Origin of the sequence: Paraburkholderia tagetis (assembly GCF_022213065.1) — a bacterium.
Lineage (GTDB): Bacteria > Pseudomonadota > Gammaproteobacteria > Burkholderiales > Burkholderiaceae > Paraburkholderia > Paraburkholderia tagetis.
Genome location: NZ_JAKLJA010000001.1, coordinates 104576 through 128380, shown reverse-complemented (window position 1 = coordinate 128380; position 23805 = coordinate 104576). Strand labels below are relative to the sequence as shown.

General features: G+C 59.1%; 21 protein-coding genes. 13 read left to right on the top strand and 8 right to left on the bottom strand.

The features are described 5' to 3' along the window. The first annotated feature begins 81 nt into the window (after nucleotides 1–81). Nucleotides 82–1194: a malate/lactate/ureidoglycolate dehydrogenase gene (locus tag L5014_RS00540; RefSeq protein ID WP_238461642.1), complete on the top strand. Its 1113-nt coding sequence runs from the start codon at nucleotides 82–84 to the stop codon at nucleotides 1192–1194. Nucleotides 1195–1421: 227 nt separating this feature from the next. Here L5014_RS00540 and L5014_RS00535 read toward each other — a convergent pair whose 3' ends face one another. Together L5014_RS00535 and L5014_RS00530 are read right to left on the bottom strand one after the other, a co-directional pair. Further along, nucleotides 1422–2657, bottom strand: coding sequence for a Zn-dependent hydrolase (locus L5014_RS00535; protein ID WP_238461641.1), 1236 nt, complete (start codon nucleotides 2655–2657; stop codon nucleotides 1422–1424). A 170-nt stretch (nucleotides 2658–2827) separates the two neighbouring features. After that, nucleotides 2828–3568: a 3-ketoacyl-ACP reductase gene (locus L5014_RS00530; protein ID WP_238461640.1), complete on the bottom strand. Its 741-nt coding sequence runs from the start codon at nucleotides 3566–3568 to the stop codon at nucleotides 2828–2830. A 742-nt stretch (nucleotides 3569–4310) separates the two neighbouring features. On the opposite strand from L5014_RS00530, the gene L5014_RS00525 reads away from it, so the two are divergent. Together L5014_RS00525 and L5014_RS00520 are read left to right on the top strand one after the other, a co-directional pair. Beyond that, a complete protein-coding gene (locus L5014_RS00525; protein WP_238461639.1) occupies nucleotides 4311–5096 on the top strand; it encodes an ABC transporter substrate-binding protein in 786 nt (261 codons plus the stop codon). 23 nt (nucleotides 5097–5119) lie between these two features. Beyond that, nucleotides 5120–5971 (top strand): phytanoyl-CoA dioxygenase family protein, encoded by an 852-nt coding sequence (locus tag L5014_RS00520; RefSeq protein ID WP_238461638.1) that lies wholly within the window; start codon nucleotides 5120–5122, stop codon nucleotides 5969–5971. Nucleotides 5972–5980: 9 nt separating this feature from the next. On the opposite strand, the gene hutC is transcribed toward L5014_RS00520, so the two are convergent. Further along, a complete protein-coding gene (gene hutC, locus L5014_RS00515) occupies nucleotides 5981–6718 on the bottom strand; it encodes a histidine utilization repressor (RefSeq protein ID WP_238461637.1) in 738 nt (245 codons plus the stop codon). Between the two features lie 287 nt (nucleotides 6719–7005). On the opposite strand from hutC, the gene L5014_RS00510 reads away from it, so the two are divergent. From L5014_RS00510 to L5014_RS00485, 6 genes are all read left to right on the top strand, one after another. Next, nucleotides 7006–7764 carry an ABC transporter substrate-binding protein gene (locus tag L5014_RS00510; protein WP_238461636.1) on the top strand — a complete coding sequence of 253 codons (759 nt, stop codon included), beginning with the start codon at nucleotides 7006–7008 and terminating at the stop codon, nucleotides 7762–7764. Nucleotides 7765–8212: 448 nt separating this feature from the next. Further along, nucleotides 8213–9091 carry a MurR/RpiR family transcriptional regulator gene (locus L5014_RS00505; RefSeq protein ID WP_238461635.1) on the top strand — a complete coding sequence of 293 codons (879 nt, stop codon included), beginning with the start codon at nucleotides 8213–8215 and terminating at the stop codon, nucleotides 9089–9091. Between the two features lie 314 nt (nucleotides 9092–9405). Then, on the top strand, nucleotides 9406–10182 hold the full coding sequence (locus tag L5014_RS00500; protein ID WP_238461634.1) for an ABC transporter substrate-binding protein: 777 nt from the start codon (nucleotides 9406–9408) through the stop codon (nucleotides 10180–10182). A gap of 119 nt (nucleotides 10183–10301) precedes the next feature. Further along, on the top strand, nucleotides 10302–11417 hold the full coding sequence (locus L5014_RS00495) for a succinylglutamate desuccinylase/aspartoacylase family protein (protein WP_238461633.1): 1116 nt from the start codon (nucleotides 10302–10304) through the stop codon (nucleotides 11415–11417). A gap of 232 nt (nucleotides 11418–11649) precedes the next feature. Beyond that, a complete protein-coding gene (locus L5014_RS00490) occupies nucleotides 11650–13461 on the top strand; it encodes an alkaline phosphatase D family protein (protein WP_238461632.1) in 1812 nt (603 codons plus the stop codon). A gap of 295 nt (nucleotides 13462–13756) precedes the next feature. Next, a complete protein-coding gene (locus L5014_RS00485; protein ID WP_274389176.1) occupies nucleotides 13757–14902 on the top strand; it encodes a porin in 1146 nt (381 codons plus the stop codon). A gap of 136 nt (nucleotides 14903–15038) precedes the next feature. Here the strand turns inward: L5014_RS00485 and L5014_RS00480 are convergent, their stop codons facing one another. Both L5014_RS00480 and L5014_RS00475 read right to left on the bottom strand, forming a co-directional pair. Further along, entirely contained in the window at nucleotides 15039–15431 is a 393-nt protein-coding gene (locus L5014_RS00480) for a hypothetical protein (protein WP_238461631.1), read from the bottom strand. Then, nucleotides 15428–15796, bottom strand: a complete 369-nt coding sequence (locus L5014_RS00475; RefSeq protein ID WP_238461630.1) for a hypothetical protein — start codon at nucleotides 15794–15796, stop codon at nucleotides 15428–15430. Before L5014_RS00475 ends, L5014_RS00480 begins: the two co-directional genes overlap by 4 nt. 490 nt (nucleotides 15797–16286) lie before the next feature. Between L5014_RS00475 and L5014_RS00470 the strand changes: the two genes are divergently transcribed. Then, the gene (locus L5014_RS00470) at nucleotides 16287–16511 is read left to right on the top strand and encodes a DUF1656 domain-containing protein (protein ID WP_238461629.1); all 225 of its coding nucleotides are present in this window, start codon (nucleotides 16287–16289) and stop codon (nucleotides 16509–16511) included. Between the two features lie 115 nt (nucleotides 16512–16626). Further along, entirely contained in the window at nucleotides 16627–17574 is a 948-nt protein-coding gene (gene cynR / locus L5014_RS00465; protein ID WP_238461628.1) for a transcriptional regulator CynR, read from the top strand. A gap of 91 nt (nucleotides 17575–17665) precedes the next feature. Here the strand turns inward: cynR and L5014_RS00460 are convergent, their stop codons facing one another. The 3 genes from L5014_RS00460 to L5014_RS00450 all read right to left on the bottom strand — a co-directional run bounded on the left by L5014_RS00460 (nucleotide 17666) and on the right by L5014_RS00450 (nucleotide 21345). Beyond that, a complete protein-coding gene (locus L5014_RS00460) occupies nucleotides 17666–18814 on the bottom strand; it encodes a porin (protein ID WP_238461627.1) in 1149 nt (382 codons plus the stop codon). Nucleotides 18815–18957: 143 nt separating this feature from the next. Continuing rightward, entirely contained in the window at nucleotides 18958–20115 is a 1158-nt protein-coding gene (locus L5014_RS00455) for a porin (RefSeq protein WP_238461626.1), read from the bottom strand. Nucleotides 20116–20319: 204 nt separating this feature from the next. Next, nucleotides 20320–21345 carry a LysR family transcriptional regulator gene (locus tag L5014_RS00450; protein ID WP_238461625.1) on the bottom strand — a complete coding sequence of 342 codons (1026 nt, stop codon included), beginning with the start codon at nucleotides 21343–21345 and terminating at the stop codon, nucleotides 20320–20322. A gap of 413 nt (nucleotides 21346–21758) precedes the next feature. On the opposite strand from L5014_RS00450, the gene L5014_RS00445 reads away from it, so the two are divergent. Then, nucleotides 21759–22070 (top strand): DUF4148 domain-containing protein, encoded by a 312-nt coding sequence (locus tag L5014_RS00445; RefSeq protein WP_238461624.1) that lies wholly within the window; start codon nucleotides 21759–21761, stop codon nucleotides 22068–22070. Between the two features lie 316 nt (nucleotides 22071–22386). Then, entirely contained in the window at nucleotides 22387–23589 is a 1203-nt protein-coding gene (locus L5014_RS00440) for a porin (RefSeq protein ID WP_238461623.1), read from the top strand. The last annotated feature ends 216 nt before the right edge of the window (nucleotides 23590–23805 follow it).

The window sequence follows — 23805 nt, the reverse complement described above, 5'->3', positions numbered from 1 at the left end:
TCAGATCAAATACAGCGGCTATCTCGTGTCTGCCTTGCGCAAGTTTTTGCGCATCAGCGATGCTTTCCCAGTCCTTTCGACATGCCCGAATCGAACCTCGCTCCGTACTCCGAAGTCCTCGTCGACGTACAGTCGCTGCACGCGTTCGTGGTCGCCATCTGGCAGGCCGCGGGCAGCGAAGCGCGCGAGGCCCAGCTCGTCGCCGATCATCTCGTCGCGGCCAATCTCGCGGGCCACGACTCGCACGGCGTGGGCATGATCCCGCGTTATATGCGCGCGTGCCGCCAAGGCGAGCTCAAGCTCAACGGCCACGCCGAACTCGTGCGCGACGCCGGCGCCGTGCTCACCGTCGAAGGGGGCCGCGCGTTCGGCCAGGTGGTCGCGTGCGAGGCCATCGAGCGCGGCATCGCGCGCGCGAAGGAACTGGGCATCTGCGCGGTCGGCCTGCGCAACGCGCACCATATCGGCCGCATCGGCCACTGGGCCGAGCAATGCGCGCAGGCGGGGCTCGTCTCGTTCCATTTCGTGAACGTGGCGGGCGACCCGCTCGTCGCGCCGTTTGGCGGCATCGACCGGCGCTTCGGCACCAATCCGTTCTGTGCAGCCTTTCCGCGCCCGGGCCGCCCGCCGCTCGTGCTCGACTTCGCCACCAGTGCAATTGCAGCGGGCAAGGTGCGCGTGGCGTTCAACAAGGGCATGGAAACACCCGCCGGCGCCTTGATCGGCTATGACGGCACGCCCACGCGCGACCCCGGCGCGCTCTTCAGCGAAGGCCAGCACGGCGCGCTGCTCGCCTTCGGCGGCGCGGTGGCCGGGCACAAGGGCTCGGGCCTGGCGGCGATGTGCGAGATCTTCGCGGGCGCGCTCACGGGCGGATTTACTTCGCATGCCGAAACGCTCGTCACCACCCATGCCATCGTCAACTGCATGTTTTCGGTGATCGTGAGCCCAGAGGCCTTCGATGCGCCCGCGCGCGACGCGCAGGCCGATGCGTTCGTCGACTGGCTCAAGGCCACGCGCCGCGATGCCGGCGTGGACGAGATCCTGCTGCCCGGCGAACGCGAGGACGCCACGCGCAGCGTGCGCGGCGCGAGCGGCATTCCGGTCGACAAGGAAAGCTGGACGCAGATCGTGGAAGCGGCGCGCGCGGCGGGCATGAGCGACGCGGCGATCCACCCGTTCTTGCCGCATTAGGGCGAGGCGAGGCGCGGTGGCGGCTGACGATCTGGACGTGGCCGTTGCTCTTGTGCCGTTGCTCTCGAGCCATCGCCAGTGGACTTGCATGGGATTTCAGGCGCCGTGCGCGAGTTCGACCGCCCTGCCGCTTGCGCATATTGCGACGGCGTGCGGCTATGCGAATGCAAGCCAGGCGCCGCACCCAATGCGTATCGGCAAGGGCTCCAGAACCGGGGGTTGGCTGCTCAGGCCTGAGGCCTGAGCGCGCAAACGGCCAGCAGATTCGCAAGCACCGATGCGCCTTGCGCGAGGTGCACCGGGTCGGCATCTTCGGCCTCGTTGTGGCTGAGTCCGGCCTTGCATGGGACGAACACCATTGCGGTCGGCGCCACATACGAGAGATTCACTGCATCGTGCCCCGCGCCGCTGAACATCTCCAGATACGGATAGCCGGCGGCGGCCGTCGCTTCGCGCACGCTCGCAATGCACTGCGCATCGAAAACCACCGGCTCATACTCGGCAATCTTCTCCACCTGCACGCTCGTACCGCGCAGCGCGGTGCGTTGCAGGCAAATGGTCTCGATGTCGGCCACGAGCCGTTGCAGCGCCGGCTGCGAAGGGTGGCGAATATCGACGCTGAACCGGACCTTGCCCGGTATCGTGCTCGGCGAGTTGGGCTGGCAGGCAATATGACCCACGGTCACGCGAGCATCGGCATCGAACCCATGACCATGCTCGACGATTGCCGCGATCATCGCAGCGGCCACGCCCATCGCGTCCTTGCGCACGCGCATGGGCGTCGTGCCCGCATGCGATTCGAAACCGGTCACCGTGACGTCGAGTTCGTATATGCCCTGCACGCCGGTCACGACGCCAATCGGCACGCCGGCATGCTCCAGCACCGGGCCTTGCTCGATATGCGCTTCGAAATAGGCTTTCGGCATCTGGCGCTCGCGCTCGGGACCGGCAAAGCCGGTACGCTCGAGCTCCTGGCCGAGCAGCACACCGGTCTGCATGCACGGCCGGGCGCGTGCATCGTCGAGATCCAGCGTGCCGGCATACACTGCGGAGCCCATCATGCCCGGCGTGAAACGCGAGCCCTCTTCGTTGGTCCATGCAACGACGTCGATCGGATGCCGGGTCGCGATGCCCTGGTCGTTAAGCGTGCGAATGGCCTCGAGACCCGCGAGCACGCCGTAGACACCGTCGAAGCGGCCACCGAGCGGCTGCGTGTCCAGGTGACTGCCGCACATCACGGCTGGCGCATCGGGCTGCGTGCCTGGCCGGCGCGCGAATACGTTGCCGATCGGATCGATGCGGATTTCGCAGCCGGCTTCCTCGCACCAGCGAATGAATAGGCGCCGGCCCTGCACGTCCTCGTCGGTCAACGCAAGCCGGCAACTGCCGCCGTGCGCGGTCGCCCCTATCGTCGCCATCTCCATCAGCGAATCCCAGAGTCTTTGCTGGTTCACCAAGATCATCGCGGTCGCTCCCGAAAAGTATCGAGCATATAGATCAATCGGCCCGCCTGAACACGCGTGAAATGAAAAATCCCTGCGTGGCGTGATTCGCCAGGCAGGGATCAGGTGACCGTCATTGCGCAATGACTTGCGCCGCAAGAAACACTTCAACCGCATACGAGCCCAGGGGCTCAGCTCATGTGAAGTCCGCCGTTAAGCGAAAAGTCGGCGCCGGTCGAAAATCCCGCTTCGGCCGAAGCGAGCCACGCGCATATGGAGGCGATTTCATGCGGCTCGCCTAAACGCCGCACCGGAATACTGGCCACGATTTTTTCCAGCACCTCGGGCTTCACCGCGCGCACCATGTCCGTCCCAATGTACCCAGGCGAAACGGTATTGACCGTGACGCCCTTCGTGGCAACTTCCTGGGCCAACGCCATCGTGAAGCCGTGAATACCGGCTTTGGCGGTCGAATAATTCGTCTGACCAAACTGGCCTTTCTGGCCGTTGACCGACGAGATATTGATGATGCGCCCCCAGCCGCGATTGACCATGCCGTCAATCACCTGCTTTGTCACATTGAAGAGACTGGTGAGATTGGTATCGATCACGGCATCCCACTCTTCGCGCGTCATCTTGCGAAATACGACATCCCGGGTAATGCCAGCGTTGTTGACTAGCACGTCAACTTCGCCGACTTCCGACTTTACTTTTTCGAAAGCCTTCGCTGTCGACTCCCAATCGGCGACATTACCCTCGGAAGCAACAAAATTGAAACCCAGTGCCTTTTGATCTTCGATCCACTTTGCGCGGCGAGGTGAGTTCGGGCCGCAACCGGCGACGACTGTAAAGCCATCACTGTGCAGCCGCTGGCAGATTGCGGTTCCAATGCCACCCATTCCGCCAGTTACATAGGCAATGCGCTGTGCCATAAGTCCTCCAAACATATTTCTGGGTTGTATACGAACGGCTTGAAGAGGAGGATTAAAGGTAGTTTGCATCAGCATCCGATACGCGAGCGATGGGCACTATCCCTTATGGCAATACCGGGCCCCGCGGCGGCATAAATAGCGGCTTTGTCTTTATCTTTTTTCCGCAACGGCTTATAGGTCCGTTACGGTGATGTGTCACCGATATCATAATTCATGGCAATTATCCTGCCCATGGATGAACAAGCGTTTCGCGAAAGGTCAATCGCCGGCCTCATCTCTTTCGCGAATGCGCCTGCAATAGTGCGACTGCATTAATCCCTGCATTTCCAGCACTGCTTCGATCTCCCACAATGCGCGGTGCAGCCGTAACAACGCTCAGTTGACTATACATATTGGAACCATCCCCATCGGGGGATACCCGACATCACGCCCATGGGATTCGAGCCAGGGCAAATACCTACCGATCCATTTTTTCTCGCCTTCCGCCGATAACTTCCCATAACTCAGGCGATTTCCAGCCGACCAAGGCAATTTTCCCGAAGCTCGCTCCCGCGCCCCGGAATCTCTCCGGACTCACCGCACCGTTCTCGCTTGCGCAGGCCAATTTGCGTGGTCTAGACTGCTCCACAGTTTCAACGAGAGCTCGAATCCATTCGCAGCGCAAAGACGTCAATTGCCGTAGTTCATCCAACTGGCCGCGCTGGCCTTGCCTCGCGCGCCGACACCATCAGGGGAACAAGTCATGAACCGGATCGTCAAGTTTCTCGCCGTCTCGCTTGCCGCGGCGCCGCTCGTTTCGTTTGGCCAGGACGTATCGACGATTCGCTGGGGCGTCGACCCCACCTATCCGCCGTTCGAGGCGAAGCAGCCGGACGGTTCGCTCGCCGGCTTCGACATCGATCTGCGCAATGCGATCTGTGCTCAACTCCACGCGAAATGCATATGGGTCGAACAGGGTTTCGACGGCATGATTCCCGCGCTGCAGGCGAAGAAGTTCGACGTGATCATGTCGGCGATGACCGCCACCGATGAACGTCTGAAGCAAGTCGACTTCTCGAACAAGCTTTATTCGTCGCCGGGTGCGCTCGTCGCGCCGGTCGGCTCCAGGCTGCAGCCAACCGTTGCGTCGCTGGTCGGCAAGCGTATCGGCATCGATCAGGGCACGACGCAAGAGACTTATGCGAAGGCCGAATGGGCGCCGAAGGGCGTCACAATCGTGACGTACCAGAATCAGGATCAGGTCTACGACGACCTCGTCAATGGCCGCCTCGACGCAACCTTCCAGGACAAAACGCAGGCCGGCTATGCGTTCCTCAATACCCCGCGCGGCAAGGCGTTCGCATTCGCCGGCGGCGACGTGACCGACCCGCGCATCATCGGTTATGGCGTCGCCATGGGGTTGCGCAAAAACGATACCGACCTGAAGAATCGCCTGAACGGCGCAATTGCCGCCATGCGCGCGAACGGTACCTACCAGAAGATCGCCGCGAAATATTTCGATTTCGACATTTACGGCGCAAAGCAATAAATTCAATTACCGGGAGTGCAAGCATGACCATGAGTATTCGCGAACGCGTACAGAAGGCGGTCACGCCCGAGCTCATCGAAGCGTTCCGCAAGGACGGCGCCGTATGCATCAAGGGCATTTTTTCGGTGGACGAGATCGAAGCGCTCAAGGCGGGCATCGACAGCAATCTCGCTCATCCGAGCACGCGCTCGAAGGTCGCGAGCCGGCCCGAGGATCCGGGCTGGTTCTTCGAAGACTTCTGCAACTGGGAGCACAACGCCGCGTATCGTGAGTTCATCGCGCGCTCGCCCGCCCCTTCGGTCGCGGCGGCGCTGATGAACGTCGAGACGGTCCGGCTGCATCACGACCATCTGCTCGTGAAAGAGCCGGGCACGCAGCAGCGCACGCCGTGGCATCAGGACCAGCCCTACTACAACATCGAAGGCAACGACAACGTCAGCATGTGGATTCCGGTCGATCCGGTCCCGCTCGAATCCACGCTTGAATTCGTCGCGGGCTCGCATCTGGGCCCCTGGTTGATGCCGCGCACGTTCATGGACAAGGAAGCCAGGTGGTTCCCTGAAGGCAGTCTCGCCGATCTTCCGGACATCGAAGCAAATCGCGCGGCATTCCCGATCCGGAGCTGGGCGCTCGAACCCGGCGACATGGTGTGCTTCCGCATGCTGACGCTGCATGCGTCGGGCGGCACGCGCAACAGGAGGCGCGCGTTCTCGATCCGCTTCGTCGGCGATGACGTTCGCCACGCACCGCGCCGATGGAAAACTTCACCGGATTTCCCCGGACTCGCCGAAGCGTTGCCGGACGGTGCGCCGCTCGTGCACCCGCTGTTTCCGGTCCTGTGGTCGAGAAGCGATGGGCAGGTGAGCACGCTCTGATACGCGCAATCAGATCTGATGACGCGTCGCGCCCGGCTTGAAACGCGAGCCGAGCCGGTAACGGTTGCCCGGGTGCACGAAGCGCACGAACGTAACGGGCAACCCGTTCGTCCATGTCCGGCGCGTGAGTGTCAGGCACGGTTCGTCGGTGCACATGTCGAGCAGTTTCGCTTCGTCGGGAGTTGGCATGGTCGCGTCCACGACATGCTCGATCTCCAGTTCGTAATGCGACACGTTGTTGTACAGATACTCGGACGGCGGTTCCGCCTGAAAGTCCTGATCGATGAAATCCGGCGCGGCGGCCGGATTCACATACCGTTGCTCGAGCTGGATCGGCCGGCCATTCTCCTCATGTACGCAAACCACATGAAACACGGGCGCATCGACCGGCAAGCCGAATGCCGCCGCGACTTCGGTCGATGCGTGCCCGCGCGTCTGGCTAATGACGTGGCAACGATATTGATGCCCGCGCGCGTGGATTTCGTCGCGCACGTGCGCAATCATTAGCAGATTCGATTGCGGCTTTTCCTCGGCCACGAAGGTCCCCACCCCCAGGATGCGCTGCAATGCCCCTTCGTCGGTCAATTCACGCAGCGCCCGATTCACCGTCATTCGCGCGACGCCGAATTCCGCGGCCAGATCGAGCTCGGAGGGAATCCGCTCCCCGATCTTCCAGTCGCCGGAATGAATACGCTTGCGAACAAGTGCTTTGATCTGCTGGAAAGGCGCATCGACCTTTTTGATCATCGAGGGTCCTGATAGGCGGTCGGCGAAACCAAGGATTCTATAACGGCCATGCGACGCTTTGGGGTGGGCGTTGGCGTCGATTCGCGTAACCACCGCATGGGCCGGAAAAACATAAAATCCTGTCGCAATCGAATCACCACTATTCGCTTCAGCGAAAACCCTACTTAACCGCCCCTCTTCGATTGTCTATTTTGGCTATCCAACTGGCGAATCGAACTGAGTCGGCCAGAAAATGCCGCATGCTTTCGCGGCGCCCCCCCAAAATCGGTACTGGAGACTCCAAAGCAATGAAAAAACTTGCTCTGTTCATGGCGATCCTCGCGATCGCGACCTCGGCCTTCGCGAAGGACTGGTCCACCATCCGCTTCGGTGTGGATGCGAGCTACCCCCCGTTTGAATCGAAGGCCGCGGACGGCAAGCTGGTCGGCTTCGACATCGATCTGGGCAACGAAATCTGCAAACGCCTGAACGCGAAATGCGTGTGGGTCGAGCAGGATTTCGACGGCATGATCCCGGGCCTGAAGGCGAAGAAGTTCGACGGCGTACTTTCCTCGATGTCGATGACGCCGCAGCGCAAGGAGCAGATCGCCTTCTCGTCGAAGCTGTTCAACACGCCCACGCGCCTCGTCGCCAAGAAGGGCAGCAACCTCCTGCCGACGGCCGACTCGCTCAAGGGCAAGTCGGTGGGCGTCGAACAGGGCACCATCCAGGAAACCTACGCAAAGAAGAACTGGGCGCCGAAGGGCGTGAACGTAGTGCCTTATCAGAACCAGGACCAGGTCTACGCCGACCTGATGTCGGGCCGCCTCGACGCCGCGTTGCAGGATGCTGTGCAAGCCGAAATGGGCTTTCTGAAGACGCCGCGCGGCACGGGCTTCCAGTTCGCGGGTGAGGAAATCCCGTCGGACGCGGCCGGCATCGGCCTGCGCAAGGAAGACACCGACCTGAAGGAAAAGATCGACAAGGCCATCGCCGACATGATCAAGGACGGTACATACAAGAAGATCGAGTCGAAGTACTTCGACTTTGATGTGTACGGTAGCTAAACGCTGTATGTAGCGCCTGAAAACCGGCGCCGCGTGAAGGCGCGGCCCGGTTGATTGAAGCGCAAATAACGTTGCGACTTTCGTAGCTCATAGACGCATCGCTCAAAGAGTCACAGGGCCCGCCCAAGGGTCGCTGGTTGAAGGTGCGCTTCTTCCTTCCGTGAATTCTTCCGCCCAGAAATCCTGTTCATGCCGATGGGACCGTTCCTGAACGAGTCACATCAAATTCAAATCGCATGACGCCGTAATACTTATTACATCCCGACAAGACAGGCAACCGCTCTGCGCGGTTTTTCCAGCAAATACCAAGGGTTATTACTGATGTTTTACGCTGAACACTCGCGCAAAATTCAGCCTGATGTTTGATGCATTACATTTTCGCGCATGGGATCGGCAACGGACACCGGCTCGCGGCCTGTCCATTCAGATATGAGTATTGGAGTGCCCGATGGGGACGAGCATTAGAGCGTTGCTGTTATCCCAGATGGACAGCCTCACGCCTTCGGAACAGAAGGTCGCCCAAGCGTTGCTGGACCGGTATCCCAGCCTCGGCCTGGGACCGATTGCAAACGTTGCGAAACAGGCTGAGGTCAGCGACCCGACTGTGTTCCGCTTTGTCGTCAGAATGGGCTTTCCCAATTACTCGTCGTTCCAGCAAGCGCTGTATGACGAAATCGACACCGCAATGAATTCGCCGCTCGCCCGGATGGACGCGTTTCATCCCGAATCCGGGGCGCGCGAAAGTCATTCGGCGATTTTTCAGCGGCTCTCGAGATCGCTGGCAACCACGATCGACGGGCTCGATGCGACTGCCTTCGATGAAGCCGTGACGCTGCTAGCCAAGCCCGACATCCGCATTTTTTGTGGCGGTGGACGCTACACGGCGCCACTCGCTTCGCTGTTCTCCTTCACCCTGGCCTATGCACGCCCTCATGTTCAGTATATCGAACCGAATATCAATCTCGCCCGGTTCGTGCTGGCTGACATGGGGCCCGACGACGTTCTCGTGATTTTCGATTTTCGGCGCTATCAGAAAGACAGCCTCAGGTTCGCACAGGCCGCGCATCGGCTCGGCACGCGAATCCTCCTGATCACCGACGAATGGACGTCGCCGATCAGCGAGTTTGCCGAGATCGTGCTCCGCATTCAGGGGCGCCCTTTCGCGATGCTGCAAACCAACGTTCCGGCGCTTGCGCTCGCTGAAGCCCTGGTGATTGGCGTAACGAACCGGCATCCCGAACTGGCGAAGCAGCGCATGGAAAAGATCGAATATCTGAATACAGGCGGCATCGAGCAGGACACCAACCAGCGCGATTTGCCCGAGTAAGCGGCACCAAAGCTGGCTGCGACGCATCTCACCCCGCGCTCGCCGGGCGTCGGAATTGCCACGCTTGCGGCGGACGGACCACTGATAGTCCGTAGCTGCGCATCAGGATAGATAGTCATCCTGATAGATTCTATTTATCCGCAAGTTAAATAGACAACCGTTCGGAAATATTTCGATATCCTCATCGAAAACCCTACTTAACCGATCGTCATCAACTCGCTATCTTGTCTATTCAACTTTGCAGATGACCCTCTGCCTGGAAACGCCGCCGCTTTCAAGGCGGTATCGATGTCAACACTGGAGACCTTACGTCCATGAAGAAACTTGCCCTGTCCCTCGCGATCCTGGCGATCGCCACCTCCGCCTTTGCCAAGGACGGATCCACCATGCGGTTTGGCGTGGACGCCAGTTATCCCCCGTTTGAATCGAAGAGCACGGACGGCAAGCTGGTCGGCTTCGACATCGATCTCGGCAATGAAATCTGCAAGCGCCTGAGCGCAAAGTGCGTCTGGGTCGAAAACGAGTTCGACGGCATGATCCCGGCGCTGAAGGCCCGGAAGTTCGACGGTGTGCTCTCGTCGATGTCGATGACGCCGCAACGCGAAGCGCAAATCGCCTTCTCGACCAAGCTGTTCCATACGCCGACGCGCCTGGTCTCCAAGAAGGGATCGAGCCTCCAGCCGACGGCCGACTCGCTCAAGGGCAAGTCGGTGGGCGTCGAGCAGGGCACTATTCAGGAAACCTACGCAAAGCTCTATTGGGCACCGAAGGGCGTGCAGGTCGTGCCTTACCAGAACCAGGACCAGGTTTATGCGGACCTGACCTCGGGTCGTCTGGATGCGGCGCTGCAAGACGCCGTGCAAGCCGAACAGGGTTTTCTGAAGACGCCGCGCGGCGCGGGCTTCCAGTTCACGGGCGGCGACATCGACGATCCGAAGGGCACGCTCGGCGCCGGCGCCGCCATCGGGCTGCGCAAGGAAGACACCGAACTGAAAGCGAAGATCGACAAGGCCATCGCCGACATGATCAAGGACGGCACGTACAAGAAGATTGAGTCGAAGTACTTCGACTTCGACGTGTACGGCGGCTAATACCACACGGCGAGCATACGGCGTGCGCGGCGCTCGCCGCGCCCTGCCCTGCCGGATCGCGCCGGCACGCACTTCCTCACCCCGCACGCCGGACCCGCATCCGGCGCAGCCATACCATCATGCAAACACAGACGCACCCGTTGATTTCCCCAGCGCTCGGCACCGAGCGGCACCTGACGAGCTTCCACTACGGCCCCGTTGGCGGGCAGAAGATCTATATCCAGTCGTCGCTGCATGCCGACGAATTGCCGGGCATGCTGGTCGCCTGGACACTGCGCGCGCGTCTCGCCACGCTCGAAGCGGCGGGCAAGTTGCGCGGCGAAATCGTCGTGGTTCCCGTGCCCAATCCGATCGGCCTCAACCAGCGCTTGCTCGGCCAGATGCTCGGCCGCTACGAAACCGGCACCGCCTCGAACTTCAATCGCAATTTCCACGATCTCGCCGCACTCGTGATGCCGCGCATCGAGTCGCGCCTGACAGGCGACGCGCGGCAGAACCTGCTTGCCGTGCGCGCCGCCATGCGCGAAGCACTCGCGGAGCAAACGCCGACCACCGAGCTTCAGTCGCAGCGCCTTACGCTGCAACGTCTCTCCTGTGACGCCGATGTGGTGCTCGACCTGCATTGCGACTTCGAAGCCGCGATGCATCTCTACACGAACCCCGACCTATGGCCCGACGTCGAGCCGCTCGCGCGCTATCTCGATGCGAAGGCGTCGCTGCTCGCGCTCAATTCGATTGGCAATCCGTTCGACGAGATTCACAGCTTCTGCTGGTCCGAATTGCGCGCGCGTTACGGTGAGCGCTACCCCATTCCAAATGGTTCGATATCCGTAACGATCGAGCTGCGCGGTCAGGCGGACGTGTCTTACTCGTTTGCCGAGCATGACGCGAATGCGATCGTCGAATACCTGACGCATCGCGGCGTGATCGAAGGCACGCCCGCGCCTTTGCCGCCGCTCGAATTCGGGCCCACGCCGTTCGCCGGCACCGAGTCGCTCACTACGCCCGTCTCGGGCGTGATCGTGTTCCGCGCGCAGGTTGGTGCGCGGGTCGAGCCCGGCCAGGCCATCGCCGATATCGTCGACCCGCTGACCGATCGCGTCGTCACGATCAAGAGCTCCGTTCTGGGCGTGCTGTACGCGCGCCAGCGCGCGCGCTTTGCCACGGCAGGGATGGAGGTGGCGTGCGTCGCGGGTGCAGAGCCCATTCGCACCGGTGCGCTACTGTCGGATTGAGGTTGGTGGTCAATCGCTCCGCTGTCTTTTGCTCCACACTTGCACTCGTAGCCGGGTGAAACAGGGTTGCAACGCTTTTTTCTGAGCGGCCCAGGCCTCGTAGTTCGACGGTTCCTCACGCGTGCCAAGCGGCGGGAGCCAAAACTGCTGAGCCATGGAAACACATCGCGTGCTGCTGCACCGCGATGCGTTTCCGGCATTTTCAGCAAGTCGATCGGGAGGTTCAGGCTCGATGGATCGCCGCAGTTTCCTCAAGTCGTCGGCATTCTTCACGATTGCGGCCGCGACCGGCGCGCGGGGCGCTTCTTCGCGCCCGTCGTCATCCGCCAGTGCCATGCGAAAAGGCCTCTACCAATTCGCACAGGGCGTCGCCAGCGGCGATCCGCGCGATAGCTCCATGGTGTTCTGGACACGGTGCGTGGCAGCGCCCGGCGACGCACAGCACCATGCAAAGCGCGTGGTGCGCACGATCCCGTTACGGCTCGAAGTGTCGACGCAACCCGACTTCTCCGCGATCGTCGCCAACGTGCCGCTCAGGGCGCTGGCCACCTATGACTTCACCGTGCGCGCAAAGGTCACCGCGCTCTCGCCAAATACTACGTATCACTACCGATTCATCGCCGGCGACGATATGAGCGCCAACGGCGTCGCGCGCACGGCGCCCAACGCAAACGAGGCCAACGGCCGGATTCGCTTCGCGTGGCTCAACTGCCAGGACTGGGGCGTCAACCACTGGCAGGCCATGACGCTGCTCGCAGAAGAAAGCGATCTTGATTTCGTCGTGCACGTGGGCGACTACATCTACGAAACGGTCGGGGGGCCGAGAACCGACGCGGTCGAGACCGCACACCCCGCGCTGCAACTCCCCGATGCCAAGCGGCTCGCCGACGGCACCCTCTATGCGAGCTCGCTCGACGACTATCGCACGCTCTATCGCACTTACCGCGGCGACCCGCGCCTGCAAACGCTGCACCAGCGCCTGCCGATGATCGCGATATGGGACGACCATGAATTCTCCGACGACTGCTGGCAAGATCATCAGGTCTACACCAACGAAGAAAAGCAGGTGACCCAGCGCCGCCGCAACGCCAATCGTGCGTGGGCGGAGTATATGCCGGTGGACTGGGGTGACGTGCATTTCGAGCCGGACAATCCGTCGTTCACCAACATCCGCATCTACCGCGACTTTCGCTTCGGAATGCTAATGCATCTCGTGATGACCGACGAGCGACTCTACCGCGACGATCACGTCGTGAGCGAGGCGGCCATCGCCCGCGCGCACGGGCACGATCCGATCCATGGCAACGACGCCGCCGGCTCGCGCTACTTCGTCAAGCAGGACGTCCTCCAGCGCTTCGAGACCTGGGATACCGAGCACTTCGGCCGCACGCCTTCGATACTGGGCCCGGAGCAGACGCAATGGTGGAAGGACACGATGAAAAGCTCGCCCGCGGTGTGGAAGGTGTGGGGCAACGAAGTGATGCTGAACCGCCTGTGGGCGCTGATGCCGGGTGCGCCGAAGACACCGGCGGCACGCCTCGTGATCGACTGCGATTCGTGGGACGGCTATCCGGCGCACAAGCACGACCTGCTCTCATGGCTCAAGGAACAGGGCATCCACAACGTAGTGGCAATCACGGGCGACCTCCATGCGTTTCAGTGCGGCGTCGTGCGGGACGACCCAGACCCGGAAAAGGGCACGCCCGTGATCGTGGATTTCGTCTGCGCCGGCATCAGCAGCTCGTCCTTTTATTCCTATGTCAAGGACGGTTGGTCCGGCACGCCGTTCGCGCCATTGGCGTCCACGCCGGCCAAACTCGATACATTTCTCTCGACCAATAATCCCGATCTATGCCACGCCGACCACGACGCCCACGGCTACGCATCGGTCACCGTGACGCCCGAGCGCTTGGTCGTGGTGTTCAACAAAGTGAAGCCGTTGAACCCGGACCGCACCGCGCCCACGGACGCCCTGCTCGATCGCACGCGGCTGACTGTGCCGCGAGATGCGGTGGAGGTCCACGTCGAACGCTTGTCGAGTTGACGCTCCAGGGACGCGCGCGAGTGATTGCGGCGACTCGCGATCATGCCGCCGCGCCAACAATTTTGAAAAACTGTTTTTTTCATTGATCGCTTTCCTCGTGGCGGAATTTGTGTAAACCATTGCATTCGCAGCACGATTGGCTGAAGTACCCGACTCTCTTTAGCAGTGGAAACAGCGTTCGTCGAAATCTCTCTACTGTCGTAAACAAACCAATTCGTGTCGACTTTGTTTACGTGGCTGGAAATATGGGTAGTTATTGTGCATGCAACAACCACGAAACAATAAATATCGATCCATGAAAAAACTAAAATCAGTAGCATTGACCGGCATCGCACTCGCATTGGCCGGCATTGCCGATTCAAGCCGCGCCCAAAGCAGCGTGACATTTTTCGGTATGCTTGACGAAGGCGTTAACTTCACCAATAACGCCGGTGGCAAAAGCGCGTGGCAAATGGCCAGTATTGATCTGATAACGAGCCGCTGGGGGATGAAAGGCACCGAGGACCTCGGCGGAGGCCTCAGCGCCATCTTCGACCTTGAGAGCGGTTTCAACATGGAAAGCGGGACCGCTGGCTACGGAGGTCGCCTTTTCGGCTACCAGTCCTATGTCGGTCTACAGGACAGCCGTTTCGGCACGCTGACGTTCGGGCGTCAGTTCGATACCGTGGTCGATATTCTTGGGCCGTTGACGGCGAACAGCAACTGGGCTGGCTACCTGTTCGCCCACCCGCTCGACAACGACAACACAGACGCGACCTTTCACACCAGCAACGCCATCAAGTACACGTCTGGCACCTATGCCGGCCTCTCGGGCACTGCGCTCTATGGCTTTAGCAATCAGGCCGGTGCATTCGCGCAGAACCGCGTGTACAGCGTGGGACTGAACTACACGTATCAGACGCTCACAATTGGGGCGGCATATGAGGATCTTTCGGGCCCGGGCACCACCGCCGCGGGCTCCGTGGCCGGCGACGATATGGGCTTCTCCGCGCAGCGTCAGAAGATCTGGGGCGTAGGTGCCAACTACGGCATCGGCCCGGTGGTGATGGGTGCCGTTTATACGCACACGAATATCGACCAGCCGTCAGCATCGGGCTATGTCGGTGATCTTCCAGTGGCAGGGCTACGCTTCGACAATGCAGAGTTCAACATCAAATATAACGTGACGCCCGCTCTCTTCTTCGGCGGCATGTACACCTATACGCGAGCCGAGGTGCAACAGGCCGCCGGCAACGCAGCGCCGCACTGGAACGAGGTGGGACTGATGGCGCAGTACAACCTGTCGAAGCGCACTGCGATATACGGCCAGTGTGTCTATCAGAAAACATCTGGAGGAACCTCCGGTACCGTGCTCGACTACGCATTTATCCCGGGGTCAGCGGGTGTTTCCTCTAACGCTCACCAGGTGATCGGCCGGGTGGCGATCACACATTCATTCTGATCGACCTGGCACTACCGTTTCGAAAGATCATGCGGAGTCGTGCAGCAATACCGGCAACTCCGCATTTCGTAAGCACGCGAACAGAGGCTCTACTGGCGAATCTGCCGCAAGCCCAATGAGGGCATTGGTGTACCGGCTAGTTCACAGTGCGGGTCACGAAATGCTGTGGCGTTTTGAGTTCCAGCGCCAGCAGCTTCAAAAGGCTCGTATACGGAATGGCGAATCCCGTCCAGCCATATCCGCTATGCCGGAAGAACACCACTGCGCCATGAAATCCCGGATCGGTGATCACTTTCCAGGTAGCCTTCGTTTCCAGTGGAAACTGATGATTGCGCAAGACCTCGAACGGCACGGGCGGCGTTATATCAACGCGCGCAAAGCCGAGAAATTCAATGATCTCATCGATTTCCTTTGGGCTGAGAAGAACGTCGCCTTGTCCCAATCCCACTCGAAGCGTGCTCGCTCCATATTCGTTGACGATCTCCATATCGAGGTCGCGGATGGATCCCGTCTCGCTTTTGTCAGTCACTGTCTCATCTCCACAGACGCACTAGCCTCAATGCCTCGCGCGACCGCGCGCAATTCACCTATCCACGCCTCGCATTCCGCATCCGTGAGCGCGAACCCCGTCCATCCCAACCCTTCGTGGCGAAAAAAGATCGTCATTGCCTCCATGAGTAGACTCGGTTCGATATACCAACAGGGGTCCACAGTGATGGGGTAGTCGTGAGTGGGTATCATCGCATCGGGTACCCTGGGCAACATCGAAGCGCGAAACAACGCAAGCTGCTCAACGAAACTGTCAATACCCAATCCGTCAAGTAACATCGTTTTATTGCCGATCGCGATGCGAAGTTTACGCTGCCGTCCTTCTCCAGTCAGATTCAATTGCATTGGGTGACGCATAATGTTTCCACTTATCAGAATTCTTTTAGTCTTACCGTCAAGGTATCAACAACCCAACGCACGCACAATGGTTAAACGGATAACAATGCATTGACTGAATGACATACACTCAACAACGCTTTCTGCGGCGGCATGATGATCGCTCATAAGACAAATAGATAGATACTTTCGGATATCCGTCTTGGACGCGGTGGTCAATAAGAGGCACAATTTCTCTCGTAGAGGGCTAGCGTAAGGGCTTCGCCCAAGTCTTTACAGGCCGCTTTTCACCCGAATGCGCGTGGCGATGCAGACGAATCAATAACGCAAACCGCGTGCTGCTACCGAAAGTGCCAGCAAGTATTGAGCGATTCGTGCGGAATATTTTTTCTCTGCACGGCTTGCGCGCCTGCTTTGGTCCACGTCCCGTACGCTCAGTGAAATTGCAAATGCGCTGCAATCTTTTCCCACACGCGTATTCATCTGGAAACGCTGCCCGATGATCGAAGAAATCCGCATCTTTGGCGTCTATATGCCATCCGCCCTGTTCTGGGCGGCCATCGCACTGACCGTAACGTCCCTGTCGCACGGATTATTGCTGCGCGTTCCCCTTCGCCAGATGCTCTGGCATCCCGCGCTCTTCGACCTGGCGGCCTTCTTCCTGCTCTGGTGGGGAATCACGCGCCTCGCCGATGTATGGTTCCCCCACGGTTTCTTCTCGTGATATGCAGCGGACCAGTGGATGACAGTGATCCGCTCCGGCAGCACTAGTGAATTCAGCGCGGTGTGCTCGTCATTAACCCAAGACTCAACACTCTACTCGACAGAATCAGAAACCAATGCAGCGCAGTCCACTACTTAGAAACATCAGCTATTTGCTAGCCATCGACAAGCATCGCAACTTTACGCGCGCAGCGGATGCGTTATGCGTTTCACAGTCGGCGCTATCGCAGAAAGTCCGGCAACTGGAGGATGAACTGGGAGCACAATTGTTCGACCGCAGCGGGCGAGTCGTTCGCAGGACCGATTTCGGCACGGTCTATCTCGAGTACGCGCGCCGGGCATACAATGATTTGCTCACCGCGCAGCGCGCCATGCAGGATGTACACGATTTATCGCGCGGGCAGTTGCGTGCCGCTTTTACGCCGACGTTCACGGAGTACCTCGTCGCGCCGGTCATCGAGCACTTCTACGAGCAGTATCCGGGTGTGGTCATCGAAATGAAGGAAATGTCGCTCGACGCCGTGGAAAGCGCGCTGATCAACGACCAGGTCGATCTCGCATTCGGCTTCACTGATGTCCGCTCCCAGGAGATCGAAGCCGAGCCGCTTTTCCCGGAGCAATTGATGCTCGTGGTTGGCAAGACCCACCCTCTGGCACAGCAGTGTGTGCCGATTACCCCGGAGCAGTTGGCGGAAATACCCCTCGCACTCCTGACGACGAATTTTGTATCGCGCTTCTATGTCGACAGTTATTTCGAATCCTGCTACTTGCAACCCCGCGTCGCTCTGCAGGCAAACTCGATCAGTGCGGTGCTCAAGATCGTGAGTCGCGGGAAGATTGCGACGATTCTGCCGAGCACGATCGAATTCGAGCATCGGGATCTTCAGTATGTTTCGCTGAATCCGGCGTTTCCGGTGCGTACGGCCGCTCTCCTCCGATCCCGGCTAGCGTACCGGTCCGCGGCCGCAACAGCCTTTACCACGGCCGTCCTCGAACTGCTCAGCGACGGATGCCTGGCGTCGCTGCGCACGTTGACGAAGCATTTCGACAACCCGAACGCCTGAGAAGAGCGCCGAGAGCCCCGGTGATGCATCTACGACCACCGGGGCCCGCTTGCGCTTCCTGACATCGACAAGAAGCGCGGAAGTCGGCAGATCAGAACTGGTGGCGAACCGCGGCACGCACAACGAGCTGATTGCCAGTCGATGAGACACCGTCTGCCCCGGTGACGTATGCGACGTCCAGCACCGAACCGGTAGTATCGCCGCCAACGCGCTGGTACGCGCCCTGGATGTAGAAGTCGGTGCGTTTGGAAATATTGTAGTCGCCCATCAAGCCAATCGTCTGATAGTTCGGATGCAATTCTCCCGTTGTTGCCGACGTAAGCGTCGCCCGGGTGTAGACGTACATCGCCCCCACGTAGAAGGACGGTGTGAACTGGTACTTGGCATTCGCCTCGAAGTTCTGGAATCTCAGATTCGAGAGTGCACCGCCGGCCGGCGCAATTGCACCGACGTACACAGAACTGACGGGATTTGCCACGTCCGTGTTCGAGTAGGCAAAACCAACTGTGGCGTTTTCAAATGTGTAATTGACGCCAGCACCAAAAATGCGCAGACGCGTTCCCACAAAATTCTCGTCACCGCCGTTCGTGATTGCACCGCCTGCCGTCGCAGACGGATTATTCGCCTGAAGGTAAGACGCAGCAACAAGGAGACCGCCGTTCGTATACGATGCGCCGAAGCTGTACTGTCGATTATTGGCGAAATTCGTGCCATTGGAAAAACCGTACGTGCCACCAAACTGAAAGCCCGCAAACGTCGGACTGGTGTATTTCACGGTGTTGTTCACCCGGAAACTATCGTCCGTGTTGTCATTGTCGTATGGGTGCGCGAACAGATATCCAGCCCAACTGCCGTTGGCAGTCGTCTGCGCCAGATAGTCGACCACGGAATCATACTGGCGCCCCAGCGTGATCGAGCCGTAGGTGGCGCTGGACAGTCCCACATACGCCTGTCGTCCGAACATCAGGCCACCTTGATTCAGATGGCCACTGTTAACATCGAAGCCGTTTTCCAACTGGAACAACGCCTTCAGACCACCGCCAAGATCCTCCGTCCCTTTCAGCCCCCATCTACTGCCTTGCACATAGCCGCTCTGAAGCTCGTATACCTTGTTTCCTGCAACATCATTGGTGAAATCGAAACCCTCGTCGATGACGCCATAGAGGGTTACCGAACTTTGTGCATGCGCGGTTGCGGCGAAAACAGCGAGCACAGACACTACAAACAATTTCTTTGACATTTTTTTGTCTCCTCCAAATAAAACCCGATACTCGAAGCGAATACGAAGACGACGAAAGTTGTGGACCCCGGAGCACGCGCTCAGACCGGCGAAAACGGCCTGAGCGCCGCTCGAGCGGCAACCGGGCTCTCGTCAGCCCTCGATCAGAAGCGGTGACGCAGACCCACTGTTGCTGCGATCTGGTTCTGCGTGGTCGACGGCGACAGGGTGTTGATCATGGCGACGTTCCGACCGAGGTTGCCCATTTCGCCCGAAGCATGCTGATACACGCCTTCGACGTAGACGTCGGTGCGCTTCGAGAGCGAGTAGTCAGCCTGCAGCGAGACCGTGTGCCACTTCGGGTCGCCCGAGCCGTTCGAACCCTTGATCTTGCCGTCCGTGTACGTGTACGACGCGTCCAGGCTCAGGGCCGGCGTCAGCGCGTAGCGGCCGTTCAGCTCGAAGTTGTCCATGTGCAGGTTGGTGCCGTCCGGGATCGTGAAGACGCTGCCGCCCTGGCCGCCGGCGATCAGGTTTTCGTACTGCGTGTGGGTCCACACGAAGCCGACCGTTGCCGGGCCGTAGGTGTAGTTCACGCCTGCGCCAAAGGTACGCTGCGTTTCAGCCGACAGGTTGAAGTTGTTGCCCGCGCCTGCCGAGTTCGCGCCGCTTGCGTTGCTGTTCGAACGCGAGTTGTTCATCTGCAAATAGGCCGCCGCGAAGTTCAGCGGACCGACGCCATACGCCGCGCCAACGCTCCATGCACGGTTATTCGCGAACTGACCCGCGTCGTTGCTGAAACCGTACAGGCCACCGAACTTGAAGCCGGCGTAGTTGGCGCTCTGGTACTTGACCGAGTTCTTGATCGAGAACGAATGGTCGAGGTTGTCGTTGTCGAACGGATGAGCAGCCAGGTTGTTATCGAAGCCCGAACCGGTGTCCGACAGCGGTGCCACGTAGTCGACCATCGAGTCGTACTGGCGACCAAGCGTTAGCGTGCCGTAATAGTTGCTTTGCAGACCGACGTAGGCCTGACGGTTGAACATCGTACCGGCTTCAGTGTCTCTGCCGTTGTTCAGGTTGAATTCATTTTCCAGCTTGAAGATCGCATGCAGGCCGCCGCCCAGGTCTTCGCTGCCCTTCAGGCCGAAGTACGTGTCGGATAGCGCACCACTGCCCTGGTTCCATGTCGAGTGGCCACCGGCGTTGTTCGCGTAGAGGATGCCTGCATCGAGCGAACCGTACAGCGTGACGCTGCTTTGTGCATGAGCCGAAATTGCGAACGCGCTCAGAACGCCCGCGATGATCAATGTTTTCTTCATGTTCTCTCCGTATTGAGGTTCATGCTGCACTGAAATGGCTGAGGATCTCGGAGCCATGTCTCGTATAAGATTTAAGCGCCAAATCCATTCGAGAGGGTGCATTGGTTCTGAAAGAGATACTTTCTAAATATGGGATGTTTGCAGAGCGGGCGTTCAACACGCTGTTTTAAAAGAAATTTGCCAACCCACGCGATCGCAGGGTGGTCATTTCTCTGTGGTAATCATGCGACATGGAAGTGGGTCTACGGAGGCACCAATGAAGCCGCCCGGCTTCGGGGACAGCATCCGTCGTCCCCTTATCGTGGTCGAATAATTCGCATGACTTATTTTCGCCCCGCTGCGCGCGGCATATCTGGAAGCAAGGTCAACAAACGCACGAACCCGACCGGGGAGAAAGTCTCGACTCGGATAGACCAGTGAGATCGTCAAATCATCTTCAATCAAGCGGTATGCGTCCAGCAGACAAACCAGATCACCTTGCCGTATTTCGTTTGCGATCAGGCATTCGGGGAGTAGCGCAATGCCTGCTCCGGTCAGCGCCAATTGCTTTTGCATTAGCCGGCTGTCGGCGACGAACGACTTGTTGACGCGAACGCTCTGCTCCCCCTCACCTTCGAAATACCACCGTTTTCCTCGGCCACTCGTGGTAAAGCCAATCAAACGATGAGCGCTCAAATCGTCGGGCCGAAGCGGTTCGGACGATCGGGCCAGATAGGCAGGAGCAGCGACTGGGATCACGCGCGAGCGAATCAGCGTATGCGAAATGTGTGTCACGGATGTCACCATTTCATCGCTCAGAATCCCCACGTCGAACCGGCCTCCAACCAGATCGACCTCCGCTTCAGTCGACGTGACATGCAGCGACACGTCAGGATGGTGGGTCCGGTATTCAGCAAATAGCGCAGCAAACCCCTGCTGATCAAGCCCACTCATTATCGCCACGCGCAGTTCCCCGGCAACCTTCGTAGACGCGCGCGTTGCACGAGCTTCAACCGTAGCCAGGTCCGACAGCAATGTTCGGCATCCATGTGCGTATTGCGCACCGACATCGGTCAAGGCGGTTCTGTGAGTGGACCTTTGAAGCAGCTTGACACCGAGATGCGCCTCGAGATCATCGATATAGCGGGTAACGCGCGACGCAGAGATACTAAGTTGCTGGGCTGCTTCGCAAAACTGCTGAGTATCGACAACCTTGAGGAAGACCTGCATCGCGCTAAACAGATGATTCACAATGACAGTACGTGGACGTTTGAGAAAATGCGCGATGGACGCACGGGCAGACCTGTGCAGCTCAAGGTATTTTTTTTTGGGGGGCCGCAGCGCGAAAAACTGTGGCCCGCACAAAGGCCACGAAGGATGATTGACTCACTCTCATTCTCCGCACCGAGAGATACAAGAATGATCACTCTAAGTCACCCTATGAATCATGAATCATCGGGCCTGTAGAGTCCAAGGGGAAATATCGATCCACCTCATTAGATAAACCGATAACTTCCAGACCGCACACGATCAATCATTAAGCTTGATGAAAGGGTACCTTGCTGAAACGACGGTTAACCGTGGATCGTGAAACTCCTAGACTTGGGTCATCGGGTACGGCAACGGGCCGCACCGAGTACCAAAGCATCTTGGAGGTTCCAACAATGAAATCGCTTATTCGCGCCGTCGCAGTTGCTGTAGCCGTCGTTGTCCCGATTGCATCGTTTGCCCAATCGAATGCGCCGCTTACGCGTGCGCAGGTTCGCGCCGAACTGGTACAGCTTGAGAAGGCGGGATATAACCCGGCACGCGGAGAAGATCCGCACTACCCGGAAGACATTCAGGCGGCCGAAGCAAAAGTTGCCGCACAAAACAGCGCGGTTGGCGGCGTCGCGAATGGCGCAACTGACTCGGGGGCTCCTGTTGCAACGCGCCCTGCCAACGATGGCATGAGACCGATCTATTCAGGTCACTAATTCAGACCGATTGGCGAGTCCCAGGCAGGCGTGACCGAGCGAGCCGTTGCACCGTCACAACGCCATCGAAACCGAAAAGTGCGTCAGCGCAACGCTTTCCCGACTCGAACAGAGCGACGTCACCTGCCTCGCTGCACACCGAATAGAGCCCAATTAGCAAACGATGAACTTTTTATGAAATAAGGTATTTCATGAGCAAAATTTATTGTTTATCAAACTAAAGTGTTTCGTATTCCGCGTCCTTTCTATACTCCGTCCGGCCTGAAAACGCTGCATTCTCGCGGCAAAAAATCAGATCTAACGACGGAGAAATTCAATGAAATACCGGGGTCTCACCACCGCAGCAGCATTGACGCTGTTTGCCGGCGCCGCACACGCACAAAGCAGCGTCACGCTGTTCGGGTTAGTCGATACAAGCGTGGCCTATAGCAGCAACGCCCGCACCAACGCCGCAAAACCCGCTGCAGGTGGCGGCACGCAGTGGCAAGTATTTTCAGGAAGCGTCTATACGTCGCGCTGGGGTCTGCGTGGCTCCGAAGATCTGGGTCACGGCTTGAAAGCCGTGTTTTGGCTGGAAAATGGCTTCAACTCGGCGAACGGCACATTCAAGAACGGTGGCGATCTCTTCGGTCGCCAGGCGTGGGTCGGCCTGAGCTCGGACCATAACTACACGCTGACGCTGGGCCGTCAATATGACTTCCTGGTCACGTACCTCGCGCCGTTGAGCGCCACGGGTTCGGGTTTTGGCGGCAACATTGCCGAGCACCCGTACGACAACGACAACCTGAATAACGATATGCGCCTGAACAATTCGGTGAAGTTCAGCAGCGCGTCCTTCGGCGGATTGAAGGTCGGCGCAATGTACGCGTTTTCGAATCAGGCAGGCGAGGTCTCCAACAATAACGCTTATAGCGCTGGCCTCAGCTACTCCGTCGGGCCGATCAACCTCGCGGCGGCCTACCTCCAGATCAATCGCAACCCGAATGCGCAGAACGCGACGGGCGCGGATAGCACTGGCGATGGTAATGCGCTGACATTGGGTGGTCTGCAACGGATGTACGGCCTCGGCGCGCAGTATATGTTCGGCCAGTCGTCCGTTGGTGTGTTGTGGACGCACACTTCGACCGATAGCGTGTCGAACCTTTGGCTCGGCGGCAGCACGGGCAATGGTGCGCTGCCCGGAGGCTCGAACGGCGCGGGCAACTACATCAAGTTCGACAACTTCGAAATCAATGGCCGCTACTTCGTGCGTTCGGACTTTAGTCTCGGTGCGTCCTACACGTACACGACGGCGTCGTTCGAATCGTCAAAGGGCAACGCACATCCGCACTGGAACCAGGTCATGGCGCAAGCCGATTACCTGCTTTCGAAGCGCACCGACGTCTATCTTGAAGGCGTCTACCAGCGCGTTGGCGGAGGTAACGGCATCTCGGCGTTCGACGCCGGCGTCTATACGCTAACGCCGTCCAGGAACAACCAGCAGGTGGTGGTGGCCGTGGGCCTCAAGCACCGCTTCTAAGCGACAGGTCGTTCATCGGACAACATTGCGGCCGATATCGTGGTGCGACGTTGCGTGGATTCCATGCGCTGCAAAGCAGCGGCGTGCGCAACGTTCGCACCTCCGGACAGGGAATACATCACCGCATTCGTAAAATTAATAATTTCATTTTTCGCATTGAATGCGTTTCTTTATCGAGTGATACACTAGCCGCCTCACTCGTGGCCTGCCGTGCGT